This window comes from Pseudomonas sp. IT-P4 (genome assembly GCF_949767755.1).
GTDB classification, from domain to species: Bacteria; Pseudomonadota; Gammaproteobacteria; order Pseudomonadales; family Pseudomonadaceae; genus Aquipseudomonas; species Aquipseudomonas monachiensis.
In genome coordinates, this window is sequence record NZ_CATKPX010000067.1 from 100,418 (window position 1) to 116,526 (window position 16,109).

The window sequence follows — 16,109 nt, forward strand, 5'->3', positions numbered from 1 at the left end:
TCGTCTGGCACGCGGGGCTCTCTAGTATCGGTTCATCGCCTGTCAGTACGACAGGCATCGACCCAGACAGAGGCCCACCATGATCTACGCACAACCCGGAACCCCAGGCGCCGTCATTACCTTCAAGCCGCGCTACGGCAACTTCATCGGTGGCGAGTTCGTTGCCCCGATCAATGGCGAGTACTTCACCAACACCTCGCCGGTCAACGGTGAAGTGATCGCCGAATTCCCGCGCTCCAGCGCCGCCGACATCGACAAGGCTCTCGACGCTGCCCATGCCGCTGCCGACGCCTGGGGCAAAACCTCGGCCCAGGACCGCTCCCTGGTGCTGCTGAAAATCGCCGACCGCATCGAGCAGAACCTGGAAGTGCTGGCCGTCACCGAAACCTGGGATAACGGCAAGGCCGTGCGCGAAACCCTGAACGCCGACGTGCCGCTGGCGGCCGACCACTTCCGTTACTTCGCCGGCTGCATCCGCGCCCAGGAAGGCGGGGCTGCGGAGATCAACGAGCTGACCACGGCCTATCACTTCCATGAACCCCTGGGCGTGGTCGGGCAGATCATTCCGTGGAACTTCCCGCTGCTGATGGCCGCCTGGAAACTTGCCCCGGCCCTGGCCGCCGGCAACTGCATCGTGCTCAAGCCTGCCGAGCAAACGCCGCTGTCGATCATGGTCTTCGCCGAGCTGATCGCCGACCTGCTGCCGGCGGGCGTGCTGAACATCGTCCAGGGCTTCGGTCGCGAAGCCGGCGAGGCCCTGGCCACCAGCAAGCGCATCGCCAAGATCGCCTTCACCGGCTCGACCCCGGTGGGCGCGCACATCATGCATTGCGCCGCCGAGAACATCATCCCGAGCACCGTCGAGCTGGGAGGCAAGTCGCCGAACATCTTCTTCGAAGACATCATGAACGCGGAACCCGAGTTCATCGAAAAAGCCGCCGAAGGCCTGGTGCTGGCGTTCTTCAACCAGGGCGAAGTCTGCACCTGCCCGTCCCGGGCGCTGGTCCAGGAGTCGATCTACGAGCCGTTCATGGCCGAGGTGATGAAGAAAATCGTCAAGATCAAGCGTGGTAACCCGCTGGACACCGAGACCATGGTCGGCGCCCAGGCGTCCGAGCAGCAATACGACAAGATTCTCTCGTACCTGACCATTGCCCAGGAGGAGGGCGCCGAGCTGCTCACCGGCGGCGCGGCCGAACGTCTGGAGGGCGACCTGTCCAGCGGTTACTACATCCAGCCGACCCTGCTCAAGGGTCACAACAAGATGCGTGTGTTCCAGGAAGAAATCTTCGGCCCGGTGGTGGGGATCACCACCTTCAAGGACGAAGCCGAAGCCCTGGCCATTGCCAACGACAGCGAGTTCGGCCTCGGTGCCGGCCTGTGGACCCGCGACATCAACCGCGCCTACCGCATGGGCCGGGCGATCAAGGCCGGGCGCGTGTGGACCAACTGCTACCACCTGTACCCGGCGCACGCGGCGTTCGGTGGCTACAAGAAGTCCGGCGTCGGTCGGGAAAACCACAAGATGATGCTCGATCATTACCAGCAGACCAAAAACCTGCTGGTGAGCTACGACATCAATCCGCTGGGGTTCTTTTGATCCCTCAAGAACGACATTGAACCTGTGGGAGCGGGCTTGCTCGCGAAAGCGGAGTGTCATCCAGCAGAGATGTTGACTGGCACACCGCTTTCGCGAGCAAGCCCGCTCCCACATGGGTATGTGGGGTTCTGGAAAACTGTGCAACACCCCCTACCAAATCACCCCGCCAACTCCTTCGAAAGTAGCATTCGGGCCCTCGTCGCCCCGTGCATTAATGGCTCTACCGGAATCACCCGGGCACAAGAAGAGGAATGACCCATGTGGACTAAACCCGCGTTTACCGATCTGCGCATTGGCTTCGAAGTGACGATGTATTTCGCCAACCGTTGATTGATCACCCGGCCAGCCGATGCGTTGGCCGGGCCTGCCTTCTGGAGCATCCGCCATGCACATCCGCGTTCTCGGTTCCGCCGCTGGCGGTGGTTTCCCCCAGTGGAATTGCAACTGCCGCCAGTGCGCCGGGGTGCGCAATGGCAGCCTGCGGGCACAGCGCCGTACGCAGTCGTCGATTGCCCTGAGTGACGACGGTGTCGAGTGGGTGCTGTGTAACGCGTCACCGGACATTCGCGCGCAATTCGAGAGTTTTGCGCCGTTGCAACCGGCGCGGCGCCTGCGTGACAGCGCCATCGCCGGCATCGTGCTGCTGGACAGCCAGATTGACCATTGCACCGGTTTGCTCAGCCTGCGTGAAGGTTGCCCGCATGACGTGTGGTGCACCGAGCGCGTGCACCAGGACCTGAGCAGCGGTTTCCCGTTGTTCAACATGCTCGGACACTGGAACGGCGGATTGCACTGGCAACCGGTCGGCCTCGATCGCCAGCCATTCAGCATCGCGGCCTGCGGGCATCTGCAATTTCGCGCGGTTCCCCTGGTGAGCAACGCGCCGCCGTATTCGCCCAATCGCGGCAATCCGCAACCGGGCGACACCATTGGCTTGTTCATTGAAGACCTGCGCAACGGCGCATCGCTGTTCTATGCCCCGGGCCTTGGTCGAATCGACGATGAAGTGCTGGGCTGGATGCAGCGCGCCGATTGCCTGCTGCTGGACGGCACAATGTGGCGCGACGACGAGATGCGTATTTGCGAAGTCGGCCAGAGCCTGGGCAGCGAAATGGGGCACCTCCCGCAAAGCGGCCCCGGCGGGATGCTTGAAGTGCTGGAGGGGTTCAACCGCCAGCGCAAGGTGCTGATCCACATCAACAACACCAATCCCATTCTCGATGAAGACTCGGCCGAGCGGGCGCTGCTGGAGCGGCGGGGTATTGAAGTGGCTTATGACGGCATGAGTATTGAGCTGTAGCGGCTGGCCCCTTCGCGATCCGACTTGCTCGCGAAGAGGCCAGTACAGGCACCGCAGAAGTTCCCGGAGAACAAAATGACTGACACCCCCATGTCCCCCACAGAATTCGAAGCCGCCCTGCGCGCCAAGGGCGCCTACTACCACATCCACCATCCCTTCCACCAAGCCATGTACGCCGGCCGCGCCAGCCGCGAGCAGATCCAGGGCTGGGTCGCCAATCGCTTCTACTATCAGATCAACATCCCCCTGAAGGACGCCGCGATTCTCGCCAATTGCCCGGACCGTGACGTGCGCCGGGAATGGCTGCAACGGATCCTCGACCACGATGGTGTCCCCGGCAGCGAGGGCGGCATCGAAGCCTGGCTACGCCTGGGCGAAGCGGTGGGGCTGGATCGCGAGCAGATCCTCTCCCAGGAACGGGTGCTGCCCGGCGTGCGTTTCGCGGTGGACGCCTACGTCAATTTCGCCCGTCGCGCGTGCTGGCAGGAAGCGGCCAGCAGTTCGCTGACCGAACTCTTTGCCCCCCAGATCCATCAGTCGCGACTCGACGCCTGGCCGACCCACTACCCATGGATCGACGCTGCTGGCTACGACTATTTCCGCACGCGCCTGAGCCAGGCGCGGCGCGATGTCGAGCATGGCTTGCGCATCACCCTGGCGCACTACGTGACGGCCGAGGGGCAACAACGCATGCTGCAGATTCTGCAATTCAAGCTCGACGTGCTGTGGAGCATGCTCGATGCCATGAGCATGGCCTACGAGCTTGCGCGCCCGCCGTATCACACGGTCACCGATAACAAAGTCTGGCACCGGGGGATCGCCCTGTGAGCTTGATCAATCGCCAACAGTCACCGGCCTTGCGTCGCGGTTTTCGTCTGCAATGGGAGCCCCGTCAGGACTGCCACGTGCTGCTGTACCCCGAAGGCATGATCAAGCTCAATGCCAGTGCCGGACAGATTCTCGACCTGGTGGATGGCCAGCGCAGCGTGGCGGCGATCATCGAGCGATTGAGCGCGAATTTTCCCGGCGTACCGGGGATCGACGAAGACGTGCTGGCGTTTCTGGAGGTGGCCCATGCGCAATTCTGGATCGAGTGAGACGCTGCCCGGACCGCCGTTGTGGCTGCTCGCCGAGCTGACCTACCGCTGTCCGCTGCAGTGCCCCTATTGCTCCAACCCGCTGGATTTTGCCCGGCATGGCGAGGAACTGAGCACGGAGGAATGGATTCGTGTATTCCGTGAAGCGCGGGACATGGGCGCCGCGCAATTGGGCTTTTCCGGTGGCGAGCCGCTGGTACGCCAGGACCTCGCCGAACTGATCAAGGCCGCCCGGGACATGGGCTACTACACCAACCTGATCACCTCCGGCATCGGCCTGACCGAGCAGAAGGTGCATGACTTCAAGGTGGCCGGGCTGGACCATATCCAGATCAGCTTCCAGGCCGCCGACGAGGCGGTGAACAACATGCTCGCCGGTTCGCGCAAGGCCTTCGCCCAGAAACTCGCCATGGCCCGTGCGGTGAAAGCCCAGGGTTATCCGATGGTGCTGAACTTCGTCACCCATCGGCACAACATCGACCGGATCGCGCAGATCATCGAACTGTGCCTGGAGCTGGAAGCGGACTTCGTCGAATTGGCCACCTGCCAGTTCTATGGCTGGGCCGAACTGAATCGCGTCGGCCTGTTGCCCACCCGCGAGCAATTGCAGCGTGCCGAGCGCATCACCAACGAGTACCGCCAACGCCTTGAAGCCCAGGGCCACCCGTGCAAGCTGATCTTCGTCACCCCGGACTACTACGAAGAGCGTCCCAAGACCTGCATGAACGGCTGGGCCAACCTGTTTCTCGACATCACTCCCGACGGCACGGCCTTGCCTTGCCACAGCGCCCGGCAGTTACCGGTGCAGTTTCCCAATGTGCGCGAGCACAGCCTCTCGCACATCTGGAACGACTCGTTCGGCTTCAATCGTTTTCGCGGCGATGACTGGATGAAGGAGCCATGCCGCTCCTGCGATGAAAAGCACAAGGACCTGGGCGGGTGTCGCTGCCAGGCTTTCATGCTGACCGGCGATGCCAGCAATGCCGACCCGGTGTGCAGCAAGTCGCCGCACCATGGCGTGATCCTCAAGGCCCGGGAGGAAGCGCAGGCGCCAGGGCAGGGGATCGAACACCTCACGCTGCGCAACGCGAAGGCTTCGCAGCTGATCTATCGCGGATAGTTCTAGCGCCGCAGATCCCCTGTGGGATCTGTTACAGCCCGGGCAGCGCTGTTCTTTGGTCTGATTGCATTCACAGCTGGATGGTTTAGTGTGGTTTCTACCTTCCAAAACAATAAAAACAGGCTTTCCAATGAGCCAGAGTCTCAACCAGCTGCGTAAGTTCGTTTCACCTGAAATCATCTTCGGTGCCGGTAGCCGGCACAGTGTCGGCAATTACGCCAAGACCTTTGGCGCACGCAAGGTCCTGGTGGTCAGTGATCCCGGCGTGATTGCCGCTGGCTGGGTCGCCGATGTCGAAGCCAGCCTGCGAGCCCTGGGTATCGAGTATTGCCTTTACAGTGATGTCTCGCCCAACCCTCGGGTCGAAGAGGTAATGCTCGGTGCCGAGATGTACCGGGAAAACCACTGCGACGTGATCGTCGCCGTCGGTGGTGGCAGCCCGATGGACTGCGGCAAAGGCATCGGTATCGTCGTTGCCCATGGCCGCAGCATTCTCGATTTCGAGGGTGTGGACACCATCCGCGTGCCCAGCCCGCCGCTGATCCTGATTCCGACCACCGCCGGCACCTCGGCGGACGTCTCGCAGTTCGTGATCATTTCCAACCAGCAGGAACGCATGAAGTTCTCCATCGTCAGCAAGGCGGTGGTGCCGGACGTTTCGCTGATCGACCCGGAAACCACCCTGAGCATGGACCCGTTCCTGTCGGCCTGTACCGGCATTGACGCGTTGGTGCATGCCATCGAAGCCTTCGTGTCCACCGGCCACGGGCCGCTGACCGACCCCCATGCGCTGGAGGCGATGCGCCTGATCAATGGCAACCTGGTGCAAATGATCGCCAACCCGACGGACATCGCCCTGCGCGAGAAGATCATGCTCGGCAGCATGCAGGCCGGGCTGGCGTTCTCCAACGCCATCCTTGGTGCCGTGCATGCCATGTCCCACAGCCTCGGCGGCTTTCTCGACCTGCCCCACGGCCTGTGCAACGCGGTCCTTGTCGAGCACGTGGTGGCCTTCAATTACAACTCGGCGCCAGACCGCTTCAAGGTGATCGCCGAGACGTTGGGCATCGACTGCCGAGGCCTGAATCACCGGCAGATCTGCGGGCGCCTGGTCGAACACCTGATCGCCCTCAAGCACGCCATCGGCTTTCACGAAACCCTTGGTTTGCATGGCGTCAGGACCTCGGATATTCCGTTCCTGTCGCAGCATGCGATGCACGACCCGTGCATCCTGACCAATCCGCGCGAATCCAGCCAGCGTGATGTCGAGGTCGTCTATGGCGAAGCCCTCTGACGAGCAACAACGGGCCCTGGCCGGGCTGCTGGGGCTGGGCAGCCACTCGGCGCGCAAGAGTCATTACCCGGAACTGGCCGCGCGCCTGGATGATCTGGAAGCCGAGCGTAACCGCTACAAGTGGCTGTTCGAAAACGCGGTGCACGGGATCTTCCAGGCCAGCCTGCACGACGGCATGCGCGCCGCCAACCCGGCACTGGCACGCATGCTCGGTTACCAGGACCCGCAGGAGGTGCTGTTCTCCCTGACTGACCTGGGCAGCACCCTGTTCGTCGACGGCGCGCAGGAGCTGGAAAGCATTGGTGAAATCCTCCGGCACCAGCGCAGCCTGCACGGCTATGAAACCCGTTTGCGGCGCAAGGACGGCAGTCACCTGGATGTATTGATGAACCTGCTGCTCAAGCCCGGCCAGGAGGGGCTGGTGGAAGGGTTCGTCTCCGATATCACCGAGCGCAAACTGGCCCAGCGACGCCTGCAGCAACTCAATGACGAACTGGAGCAGCGCGTCGTGGCGCGCACCGATGAATTGCTCGAGGCCAACCGTAACCTTCAACAGCAGATCACCCAGCGTAAACAGATTGCCAAGGCCTTGCGCGACGCCCGCGATGCCGCCGAGGCCGCCAATCACAGCAAGGACAAATACCTCGCCGCCGCCAGCCACGACCTGCTGCAACCGCTGAACGCCGCGCGGTTGCTGATCTCGACCTTGCGTGAACGCAAATTGCCGGAAGCCGAACAGGTGCTGGTGGAGCGCACTCACCAGGCCCTGGAAGGGGCCGAAGACCTGCTGACGGATCTGCTCGACATTTCCCGGCTCGACCAGGCCGCGGTCAAGCCGGACGTTGCGTTGTACCGCCTCGACGAACTGCTCGGGCCGCTGGTGTCGGAGTTCCAGTCTGTCACCCAGGCGGCCGGCTTGAACCTGCGGGTGCGCATGGCCGATTACGCCATCAGTACCGACTTGCGCCTGATGACGCGGATCCTGCGCAACTTCCTCAGCAATGCCTGCCGCTACACCGATGAAGGCAGCATCCTGCTGGCGGCAAGGCGTCGGGGCGAGATGTTGCGCCTGGAGGTCTGGGACACCGGGCGTGGCATCGCCGCCGACCGGCTCGATTCGATCTTCCTCGAGTTCAACCAGCTGGACGTCGGCCGCGCCGCCGACCGCAAGGGCGTGGGCCTGGGGCTGGCGATTGTCGAGCGCATCGCCAAGATCCTTGGCTACAGGATCGGCGTGTACTCGTTACCGGGGCGGGGTTCGATGTTCAGCATCGAGGTGCCGATATCCGACGAGGTTCCGCTGCCCGTGAGCCAGGCGGTGCCACAACCGGGCACCGGCAACCCGCTGCCGGGCCGCCGTTTACTGGTGATCGACAACGAAGTGAGCATTCTCGACAGCATGAGCGCGTTGCTCGGGCAGTGGGGCTGCGACGTCCTGGTCGCCACCGATGAAGAGGCTGCGCTGGCGGCGCTGCGCGGGCAGGCGCCGGAACTGATTCTGGCGGACTATCACCTCGATCACGGGGTGGTCGGCTGTGATGTGGTGCGACATTTGCGCGAGCATTTTCACCAGGACATTCCCGCGGTGATCATTACCGCCGACCGCACCGACCATTGTCGGCGTGCGTTGCAGCGACTCAACGCACCCTTGCTGAACAAACCGGTGAAGCCCGGCAAGTTGCGAGCGGTGTTGAGTCAATTGTTGGGGGCATCTGCCTGAAGCGGCCGGTACTGCAGGGTGAAGCCCAGTTCGGTGGATTGACCCTGTTCCAGCAAACGCAACCCTGGTCGGCCGGGCAGGTGGTGCGCGTTGACCGGGTGGCTCACCGGTTCGATGCAGAAAAACCCCAGGCCCACAGGGCAGTAGAGCAGGTAGTAGTCGCTGCCGGTGGCCTGGCAGTCGAGCGCGTAACCAAGATCCGCTTGCTCGATCAGGCAGTGGCCGTTCCATTCGCAGAAACCGTTGTCCACCAGGGATTGTGGCAATGCCTTCAGTTGCTGGAAATCCCACTCGACCGGCAATGCGCCGAGTTCGGTCGGCAGTTTTGCCCCATCGCACCACCACACATGCCGGGCGGGCGCCTGTAGGCGGGTGTTCGGTGTGCGCGGCAGGTACGGATGCAGTCCCAGGCCATGCCACGCAGCGTGTTCAGCCAGGTGCGTGACGTGCAGTTCGATGCTCAGCTTGCCCGCGCTCAAATGGAAACGTTGCCGGGCGCGATAAGCGAAGGGGGTTGTGCTGTCGAGTTGCAGGAGCACTTCATTTTTCGACCGCGAAACCACGTCCCACGCCTGCTGCCAGGCGCTGCCGTGAATCGGCAGGGGATCGGTGAGGCTGTTGGGCGCCAGTGCCAGCCAGCCATCGGGGCAATCGAAACCGCCATCGGCGATACGGTTGGACCAGGGGATCAAGGGAAAACAGCCGAGCTTGCCGGGCAGGCCGGTGTTCAGGGCATGAGCATCAGCGTGTCGCAACAAGGGCTGGCCAGTGCTGCGCACGGTCCAGTTGACGATGCTGGCGCCGAGTTCCGGGGCGAGGGTGAGGTGGGTGAATTCGTCTTCGAGTTGCAGAAGGTTCATGGTTTATCGATTCGCGTTCAATGGTGGAAAAGATCGCAGCCTGCGGCAGCTCCTACAGGAAACCGTGTCCGACGCAGGAGCTGCCGAAGGCTGTGATCTTTTTAAGGGTTTACAACACCAAATGCGGCAACCACAGCGACAGTGCCGGAATGTAGGTCACGGCCAACAGCACCAGGAACAGCACGCCGTAGAACGGCAGCAGGGCTTTGACGGTGGATTCAATGCTGACTTTACCCACGGCTGACCCCACAAAGAGTACCGCACCCACCGGCGGTGTAATCAAGCCAATGCCCAGGTTCACCAGCATGATCATGCCGAACTGCACCGGATCCACGCCTATGCCGAGGATCACCGGCATCAGGATCGGCGTGAGGATCAGGATCAACGGCGCCATGTCCATGACCGTACCGAGCAACAGCAGCATGACGTTGATGCACATCAGGATCACGTAGCGGTTGTCCGACAGGGTCAGGAACAGCGTGGTGATCTTCGCCGGAATCTGCATCAGGGTCATGATGTAGCCGAAGCTGGCGGCGAAACCGATCAGGATCATCACGATCGAAATCGTGCGCACGGTGCGGTGCATCAGTTTGGGCAGTTCGCTCCATTTGTAGTCGCGGTAGATGAACATGGTCACGAAGAACGACCACAGCACGGCAATCGCCGCCGACTCGGTGGCGGTGAAAATACCCGACAGGATGCCGCCGAGGATGATCACCATCGCCATCAGGCCCCACAACGCTTCGCCGCAGATCTTCAGCGCTTCGCGCATCGGGATGACTTCGCCTTTCGGGTAGTCGCGCTTCTTGGCGAAGATCAGGCACAGCACCATCAGGCACGCGCTCATCAACAGGCCCGGCACCACACCGGCCATGAACAGCGAGGCAATCGACACCGTGCCGCCGGCGGCCAGGGAGTAGAGCACCGAGTTGTGGCTGGGTGGTGTCAGCAGCGCTTGCACCGAACCGCTGACGGTCACTGCCGTGGCGAATTCCCGGGGATAACCACGGCGTTCCATTTCCGGAATCAGCACCGAACCGACCGAGGCGGTGTCCGCCACCGAGGAGCCGGAGATCGCGCCAAAGAAGGTCGAGGCCATGATATTGACCAGCGACAAGCCGCCACGCACGAAGCCCACCAGCACCCCGGCGAACGCCACCAGGCGCCGGGACATGCCGCCCTCGGCCATGATCGCGCCCGCCAGGACGAAGAACGGAATCGCCAGCAGGGAGAACTTGTTCACGCCCCCGGCCACCTGGATCATCAGGGCCTGGAACGGGATGTCGATCCACCACGCGCCGATCAGTGCGGCAAACCCCAGGGCGTAGGCGACCGGCATGCCGATCAGGATCAACGCGATAAAACTGCCCAACAGAATTAAAGCGTCCATTCAGGCAGCCCCTTCGTTTTCTTCAACGAGGTCGAAACGCACGACCCGACGGTTGCTCTGGTCACCGAGCAAGAGTTTTTCCAGGACAAACACCAGCGTCAGCACGCCGCCAATCGGAATCGGCATGTAGGTGATGCCCACGCGCAGGGTCGGCAGGGCGCTCATGAACTGGTTCCAGGTGGACATGCACAGCTTGCTGCCCCAGATGGCCATGAACAGGCAGATGGTTGCCATCAACAGTTGCGCGGCAATGGCCGCGGCCTTGCGCAGGTTCGGCGCAAGGCGATCGGTGAGCATCGCCACCGCCATGTGCGAACCGGACCGGTAGCTGGCGGCGGCGCCGATGAAGGTGAACACCATCATCAGCAGGATGGCGGTGGGCTCCGGCCAACTGGAGCCGGTACCGAGCACATAACGGGCAAAAACGCCCCAGGGGATCATCAGGGAAATGGCCAGGACCGACAGGCCGGCAATCCAGATGCAGGCCATGTAAATCCTGTCGTTGATACGCAGCAGCAGATTCTTCATCGGGTTCCACCGTAACCGGGCGCGCACTGACGTACACCAACGTCAGCGGCGCCGGGCCTTTCTTGAATGCAGGGAGGGTTACTGAACGGCTTCGATGCGCTTGATCAGGTCGGCGTAGGGCGCGCCGTATTTCTCGCGGATCGAGGCGGTGGCCTCGTAGAAAGGTTTCTTGTCGACGGTGATGAACTCGACGCCGGCGGCCTTGAGTTTCTCTTCGCTGCTGGCCGATTTCGCATCCCACAGGGTGCGTTCCTGGGCCTGGGCCGCCTTGGCGGTTTTCTTCACCAGGGCCTGCTGCTCGGGGGTGAGCTTTTCCCAGGTGATTTTTGACATGACGATCGGCTCGGGCAGGATCAGGTGGCCGGTCAGGCTGTAGTACTTGGCGTTCTGGTAGTGGTTGTGTTCGAGCAGGGTCGGCGGGTTGTTTTCCGCGCCGTCGATCACGCCGGTCTGCAGGGCGCTGAAGATTTCGCCGGTGTCCATCGCGATACCGTTGCCGCCCATGGCGTTGATGGTTTCGATGAACATCGGATTGCCTTGCACGCGGATCTTCATGCCCTTGAGGTCTTCAAGGCTGCGTACCGGTTTCTTGGTGTAGAGGTTGCGCGTACCGCCGTCCATCCAGGCCAGGGCGACCAGGTTGAATTCGGAGTTGGTGATCTTGTCGAGGATTTCATCGCCCACCGCACCGTCGATGACCTTGCGCATATGCGCCTGGTCACGGAACACGAACGGCATGTTGAACACGTTCACGTCCGGCACCACCGGCCCGACGATGCCGAGGCTGACCCGGGCCATCTGCACGGCACCGACCTGGGCCTGTTCGACCACTTCTTTTTCCGAGCCGAGCACGCCACCGGCGAACATCTTGAAGGTCAGCGCGCCATTGCTGTCGGCCACCAGGGTTTTGCCCAGTTGCTCTTCAGCCACCACGGTCGGGTAACCGGCGGGGTGGATGTCGGCGAATTTGATTTCCAGTGCCTGGGTGGCACTGCTGAGGGAGAAGGCTAATGGAAGTGCAGCGGCGAGCAAGGTGCGTTTGAAGTCCATGGGGGTGTCTCCAGTTTTATTGTTTTTTTTTATTCAAGGCACAGCGATGCAGCGGGAGCGCTTTTCTTTCGAGAAGGTCAGTCGTTGAACAGGGGTTCGGGTAAGCCTTTTACTCCGGGGGCTAGGGCGAACACGCCACCGGCCAGTGATTGCCGGTCATGGTCGTCGCCGGGGCGGATCGAGGTCACGAACAGTGTGTCCAGTCGAGGGCCACCGAAGGCGCACATGGTGGGTTTTTTCACCGGTACGGCGAGGGAACGGTCAAGTCGGCCATCGGGGGTAAAACGGTGGATCAAGCCAGCGTCGTTGGCGCAAATCCAGTAGCAGCCATCGGCGTCGACCGCTGCGCCGTCGGGGCGACCTTCATACTGGTTCATGTCCACGAACACGCGGCGATTCGAAGGCGTACCGGTGTCGATGTCATAGTCGAAGGCCCAGATCTGCTGGACCTGAGGGTGAGAGTCGGACAGGTACAGGGTGCGTCCGTCCGGGCTGAAGCCCAGGCCGTTGGGCACGATGAAACCGCTCAGTCGCGCGTCGAGTGGCCCGGGTTGCCCGGCGCTGTAGCGATACAACGCCCCCTCGGCAGCGTTGGCGCCCATGTTCAGCACCATGCTGCCGGCCCAAAAACGTCCCTGACGGTCACAGCGGCCGTCGTTCAAACGCATGTCGGTGCGGACATGCTCGATCTGGGCCAGCGGTTCACTGTCGAGGCTGCCGTCGTGGCGCGGATGCAGGCGGAAGAACCCGCTCTCCATGCCGGCGACCCAGCCGCCGTCCCGGTGACGGGCGATGCAAGCGAGCATCTGCGGGGTTTTCCAGGCATCCACTTGCCCGGTGTCGGCACTCCAGCGCTGTAAACCGCCAGCGGGAATATCGACCCAGTACAGCGCGTTTTCCTCAGGCACCCAGACCGGGCTTTCACCGACCGCGTTGCGGGCGTCGACAATCAGTTCAGCTTGCATGGCAACTCATTCCCTTGGTTTTTGTCGGGGGCAAGCAACGCGCGAAGGCTCAGTCACCGAAAGGCCCGGCTGCGCAGAAGGCGCCGCCCTGATAGAGCCGCGCCGGGTCATCGGCGGCGGGCATCGGCTGGGCTTCGACTTTTTCGCGGAACACTTCGGAGCTGTCCTGCGGGGCAAAACCCAGGGCCGTGGCATAACGGTTGTCCCACCAGATCTCCTTGTTGTCGGACATGCCATAGACCACGGTGTGGCCGACATTCGGGGTGTACAGGGCGCGCTCGAGCAGTTGGGTCAGGTCGCCGAAGCTCAGCCAGGTGCTCATCATCCGGCGGTTGTGCGGTTCCGGGAACGACGAGCCGATACGCACGCTGACGGTCTCGATGCCATAGCGGTCGAAGTAGAAGGTGGCCATGTCTTCGCCGTAGGACTTGGACAAGCCGTAGTAACTGTCCGGGCGGCGAGGGGAGTGGGCATCGATGACTTCGTCCTGGCTGTAGAAACCGATCACGTGGTTGGAGCTGGCGAAGATCACTCGTTTCACACCGTGGCGGCGCGCGGCTTCGTAAATGTGGAACACGCCGCAGATGTTGGCGCCGAGGATCTCTTCGAACGAGCGCTCGGTCGACACCCCGCCGAAGTGCAGGATCGCATCCACGCCTTCGACCAGTTGATGCACGGCTTGCTTGTCGGCCAGATCACACGGCACGACTTCTTCTCGGTCATCGATGGCTGGCGCAATGTCGGCGATGTCCGACAGGCGAATCACATTGGCGTAGGGGCGCAGGCTTTCGCGCAGGACTTTCCCTAGGCCACCGGCGGCGCCGGTCAGCAGCAGGCGATTGAAAGGGATGCGGGCGGTTGTGGTGGTCGTCATGGGAATCCTGGACAAACAGTTGTTGTTATTGGTTTGTTGTAGGTTGTCGTATGACTGTGCTGAGTATCATTAGGGTTTCCGGCTCTTGTCAACGCGACATTGGTTGAAAATGACGGAGGGTCGTTTCCTTTGGCTGAACCAAGCCGCACGCACTGAAATACCATCCACAGGGGGGGTTACAGCAGGCTGATCGGATAGCTGATGAAAATCCGGTTCTCATCGAATTCGTTGGTGCTGAAGCTCTTGCGAATCGTTGCGTTACGCCATTTCAAGTTGAGGTTTTTCAACGCACCACTCTGCACGGTGTAGGCCAGCTCCGATTCGCGGCCCCATTCCTCGCCGTCGGTAATTTTCCCGGTGTGCACGTTGTCACCGCTGATGTAGCGGTTCATCAGGGTCAGGCCGGGGACGCCGAGGGCTGCGAAGTTGTAGTCGTGGCGCACCTGCCAGGATTTCTCCCGGGCGTTGTCATAGCTGGAGTTGTAGCTGTCGTTGGCCAGGGTGCCGCCGCTGGTGCCGTTGACCCGCATCCAGACGTCATCGCCGGTGAGTTTTTGCAGGCCGACGTAGAAAGTGTTGCCGCCATATTTGGCCGAGAGCAGGGCGAACGCGGTCTTGTTGTCGAGGTCACCGGCCAGCGCGCTGCCGTCCTCCTTGCCGATGAAGTAGCCGAGGTTGGCGCCCAGGGTCCAGTCGCCCAGGGGCTGGCTGTGGGTCAGGTTGAAGTATTGCTGCTGGTAAATGTCACTGAGTTCCGAGTACCAGACACCGACCTGCGTGCGCTTTTCATTGAACGCATATTCACCGCCGCCGAAGTTGAAACGGTCCGAGGTGAACGCCGCTTTACCGTTCATGAACATGTCTTCCATGCTCGCGTCGTTACGCGGGCTGTTTTTCTGGAATTGACCGCCATAGAGCGTCAGGCCGCTGATTTCGCTGGAGGTCACCTGAGCGCCCTGGAAGGTCTGCGGCAGCGAGCGGCCATCGTCGGAACGCAGGATCGGCAGCACCGGCATCCATTCACCGACCTTCAATTCGGTTTTCGAGATCTTGCCTTTGAGCGCCACGCCGAGCCGGCCGAAATTGTCGGCGGGGCGGCCGTCGTCGTGGATCGGCAACAGTTGGGTGCCGCCGCTGCCTTTGCCGCCATCGAGCTTCTGCGAGTACAGGCCCAGCACATCGACACCGAAGCCCACAGGACCCTGGGTGAAACCGGAGCGGGCATCGAGAATGAAGTTCTGCGTCCACTCTTCAGCCTTGCCCTGGGGGTAGGCCGGGTTGGTGTAGTTGCGGTTGATGTAGGCGTTGCGCAGGTTCAACGTGGCCTTGGCGTCGTCGGTGAAACCTTCGGCCTGGCAGGTGATGGGCAGGACGAGGGCCAGGCCGCTGCAGCCGATCAGGCTGAGAGAATGGCGACGGGTGAGGGTAGGCCGTGAACTACGGATTGACGAATTGCGGGCGAGCTTGCTCACTGTGACGCTCCCTTTCTTTTTTGTTTTTATTGTTTGTCATACGTCGTCGTACAACATTGGCGGCGATTATTTACAGGCCGCTTCAGTGTTGTCAATCGGAAGTTATACGATGACCTGTCTGGCAGATGGGGAGTGAAATGTTTGGTTTGACTCTGTCGCCGCGAGCTAGAGCGGATGCTAGTCTTGCTCAACGTTGGGGTCGGGGATCCGCATGGGCAATCACAAGATCGAGATACGTCGCAGTAACGTCGAAAAAATCCTGCTGGGGGCGGAAAAAGTCTTCGCTGAAAAGGGCTTCGGCAGCACCGCCATGGCCGACATCGCCGCTGAAGTGCAACTGCCGCGTTCCAACCTGCACTACTACTTCAGCACCAAGACCGAGTTGTACAGCGCCGTGCTGTTCGACTTGCTGGAAGTCTGGAAGCAGGACGCGCTGTGCTTCGAGATGTTCGATGACCCGCGCGTGGTGCTCAGCAGCTACATCCGTGCCAAGATGAACCATTCCCGCAGCCGGCCGTACGGTTCGAAAGTCTGGGCCAACGAAATCATCCATGGCGCGCCGACCCTCGGCGAAGCGCTGGATGCGAGCCTGTACGACTGGGCCAAGATGAAGGAAGCGAAAATCCGCCAGTGGGTGGACGACAAACGCATCCTGCCGGTGGAGCCCTCGAGCCTGCTGTACATGATCTGGGCCTCGACCCAGCACTACGCCGACTTCGATCACCAGGTGAACATTCTCAACGATCATCAGCCACTGTCGGACATGCAGTTCGAAAAGGCGGTGCAGACGGTGACGAGCGTGATTTTGCGGGGGATCGGGTTGGAGCCTTGAGATCTTA

16 protein-coding genes are annotated in these 16,109 nt (G+C 61.7%); 9 read left to right on the plus strand and 7 right to left on the minus strand.

Going from position 1 to position 16,109, the window contains the following annotated elements; all coding sequences use genetic code 11:
* Positions 1-79: 79 nt before the first annotated feature.
* From ACM6IT_RS23640 to ACM6IT_RS23675, 8 genes are all read left to right on the plus strand, one after another.
* Positions 80-1,600, plus strand: a complete 1,521-nt coding sequence (locus ACM6IT_RS23640; protein WP_056727788.1) for an aldehyde dehydrogenase family protein — start codon at positions 80-82, stop codon at positions 1,598-1,600.
* A gap of 258 nt (positions 1,601-1,858) precedes the next feature.
* Positions 1,859-1,930, plus strand: a complete 72-nt coding sequence (gene pqqA / locus ACM6IT_RS23645; protein ID WP_003253598.1) for a pyrroloquinoline quinone precursor peptide PqqA — start codon at positions 1,859-1,861, stop codon at positions 1,928-1,930.
* Between the two features lie 55 nt (positions 1,931-1,985).
* Positions 1,986-2,900, plus strand: coding sequence for a pyrroloquinoline quinone biosynthesis protein PqqB (gene pqqB / locus ACM6IT_RS23650; protein ID WP_414914053.1), 915 nt, complete (start codon positions 1,986-1,988; stop codon positions 2,898-2,900).
* A gap of 75 nt (positions 2,901-2,975) precedes the next feature.
* Complete coding sequence (gene pqqC / locus ACM6IT_RS23655) at positions 2,976-3,728, plus strand: pyrroloquinoline-quinone synthase PqqC (RefSeq protein WP_414918791.1); 753 nt, start codon at positions 2,976-2,978, stop codon at positions 3,726-3,728.
* On the plus strand, positions 3,725-3,997 hold the full coding sequence (gene pqqD / locus ACM6IT_RS23660) for a pyrroloquinoline quinone biosynthesis peptide chaperone PqqD (protein ID WP_056727783.1): 273 nt from the start codon (positions 3,725-3,727) through the stop codon (positions 3,995-3,997). Before pqqC ends, pqqD begins: the two co-directional genes overlap by 4 nt.
* Positions 3,975-5,117 (plus strand): pyrroloquinoline quinone biosynthesis protein PqqE, encoded by a 1,143-nt coding sequence (gene pqqE, locus ACM6IT_RS23665; protein ID WP_414918792.1) that lies wholly within the window; start codon positions 3,975-3,977, stop codon positions 5,115-5,117. The genes pqqD and pqqE overlap by 23 nt, the downstream gene beginning before the upstream one ends.
* A 130-nt stretch (positions 5,118-5,247) precedes the next feature.
* On the plus strand, positions 5,248-6,411 hold the full coding sequence (gene ercA / locus ACM6IT_RS23670; RefSeq protein WP_414918793.1) for an alcohol dehydrogenase-like regulatory protein ErcA: 1,164 nt from the start codon (positions 5,248-5,250) through the stop codon (positions 6,409-6,411).
* Positions 6,395-8,131: a NahK/ErcS family hybrid sensor histidine kinase/response regulator gene (locus ACM6IT_RS23675; RefSeq protein WP_414914055.1), complete on the plus strand. Its 1,737-nt coding sequence runs from the start codon at positions 6,395-6,397 to the stop codon at positions 8,129-8,131. Before ercA ends, ACM6IT_RS23675 begins: the two co-directional genes overlap by 17 nt.
* Here ACM6IT_RS23675 and ACM6IT_RS23680 read toward each other — a convergent pair.
* From ACM6IT_RS23680 to ACM6IT_RS23710, 7 genes are all read right to left on the minus strand, one after another.
* Entirely contained in the window at positions 8,107-8,991 is an 885-nt protein-coding gene (locus ACM6IT_RS23680; protein ID WP_414918794.1) for an aldose 1-epimerase, read from the minus strand. The genes ACM6IT_RS23675 and ACM6IT_RS23680 overlap by 25 nt on opposite strands.
* 109 nt (positions 8,992-9,100) lie before the next feature.
* On the minus strand, positions 9,101-10,381 hold the full coding sequence (locus ACM6IT_RS23685; protein ID WP_409078769.1) for a TRAP transporter large permease: 1,281 nt from the start codon (positions 10,379-10,381) through the stop codon (positions 9,101-9,103).
* Positions 10,382-10,909, minus strand: coding sequence for a TRAP transporter small permease (locus ACM6IT_RS23690; RefSeq protein WP_056727770.1), 528 nt, complete (start codon positions 10,907-10,909; stop codon positions 10,382-10,384).
* A 78-nt stretch (positions 10,910-10,987) separates the two neighbouring features.
* A complete protein-coding gene (locus ACM6IT_RS23695; RefSeq protein ID WP_056727766.1) occupies positions 10,988-11,959 on the minus strand; it encodes a TRAP transporter substrate-binding protein in 972 nt (323 codons plus the stop codon).
* A gap of 77 nt (positions 11,960-12,036) precedes the next feature.
* Complete coding sequence (locus ACM6IT_RS23700; RefSeq protein WP_414918795.1) at positions 12,037-12,924, minus strand: SMP-30/gluconolactonase/LRE family protein; 888 nt, start codon at positions 12,922-12,924, stop codon at positions 12,037-12,039.
* Between the two features lie 49 nt (positions 12,925-12,973).
* Entirely contained in the window at positions 12,974-13,798 is an 825-nt protein-coding gene (locus ACM6IT_RS23705) for an NAD-dependent epimerase/dehydratase family protein (protein WP_409078772.1), read from the minus strand.
* Between the two features lie 176 nt (positions 13,799-13,974).
* On the minus strand, positions 13,975-15,270 hold the full coding sequence (locus ACM6IT_RS23710) for an OprD family porin (RefSeq protein WP_409078773.1): 1,296 nt from the start codon (positions 15,268-15,270) through the stop codon (positions 13,975-13,977).
* Between the two features lie 211 nt (positions 15,271-15,481).
* Here ACM6IT_RS23710 and ACM6IT_RS23715 point away from each other — a divergent pair, with 211 nt between their 5' ends.
* Positions 15,482-16,102 (plus strand): TetR/AcrR family transcriptional regulator, encoded by a 621-nt coding sequence (locus ACM6IT_RS23715; RefSeq protein ID WP_008046717.1) that lies wholly within the window; start codon positions 15,482-15,484, stop codon positions 16,100-16,102.
* The last annotated feature ends 7 nt before the right edge of the window (positions 16,103-16,109 follow it).

Excerpts from the sequence above, each read along its gene's own strand:
- ACM6IT_RS23640 (WP_056727788.1), top strand. The coding sequence starts at position 80 with ATGATCTACGCACAACCCGGAACCCCAGGCGCCGTCATTACCTTCAAG.
- pqqB (WP_414914053.1), top strand. The coding sequence starts at position 1,986 with ATGCACATCCGCGTTCTCGGTTCCGCCGCTGGCGGTGGTTTCCCCCAG.
- pqqC (WP_414918791.1), top strand. The coding sequence starts at position 2,976 with ATGACTGACACCCCCATGTCCCCCACAGAATTCGAAGCCGCCCTGCGC.
- pqqE (WP_414918792.1), top strand. The coding sequence starts at position 3,975 with ATGCGCAATTCTGGATCGAGTGAGACGCTGCCCGGACCGCCGTTGTGG.
- ercA (WP_414918793.1), top strand. The coding sequence starts at position 5,248 with ATGAGCCAGAGTCTCAACCAGCTGCGTAAGTTCGTTTCACCTGAAATC.
- ACM6IT_RS23675 (WP_414914055.1), top strand. The coding sequence starts at position 6,395 with ATGGCGAAGCCCTCTGACGAGCAACAACGGGCCCTGGCCGGGCTGCTG.
- ACM6IT_RS23680 (WP_414918794.1), bottom strand. The coding sequence starts at position 8,991 with ATGAACCTTCTGCAACTCGAAGACGAATTCACCCACCTCACCCTCGCC.
- ACM6IT_RS23685 (WP_409078769.1), bottom strand. The coding sequence starts at position 10,381 with ATGGACGCTTTAATTCTGTTGGGCAGTTTTATCGCGTTGATCCTGATC.
- ACM6IT_RS23690 (WP_056727770.1), bottom strand. The coding sequence starts at position 10,909 with ATGAAGAATCTGCTGCTGCGTATCAACGACAGGATTTACATGGCCTGC.
- ACM6IT_RS23695 (WP_056727766.1), bottom strand. The coding sequence starts at position 11,959 with ATGGACTTCAAACGCACCTTGCTCGCCGCTGCACTTCCATTAGCCTTC.
- ACM6IT_RS23700 (WP_414918795.1), bottom strand. The coding sequence starts at position 12,924 with ATGCAAGCTGAACTGATTGTCGACGCCCGCAACGCGGTCGGTGAAAGC.
- ACM6IT_RS23705 (WP_409078772.1), bottom strand. The coding sequence starts at position 13,798 with ATGACGACCACCACAACCGCCCGCATCCCTTTCAATCGCCTGCTGCTG.
- ACM6IT_RS23715 (WP_008046717.1), top strand. The coding sequence starts at position 15,482 with ATGGGCAATCACAAGATCGAGATACGTCGCAGTAACGTCGAAAAAATC.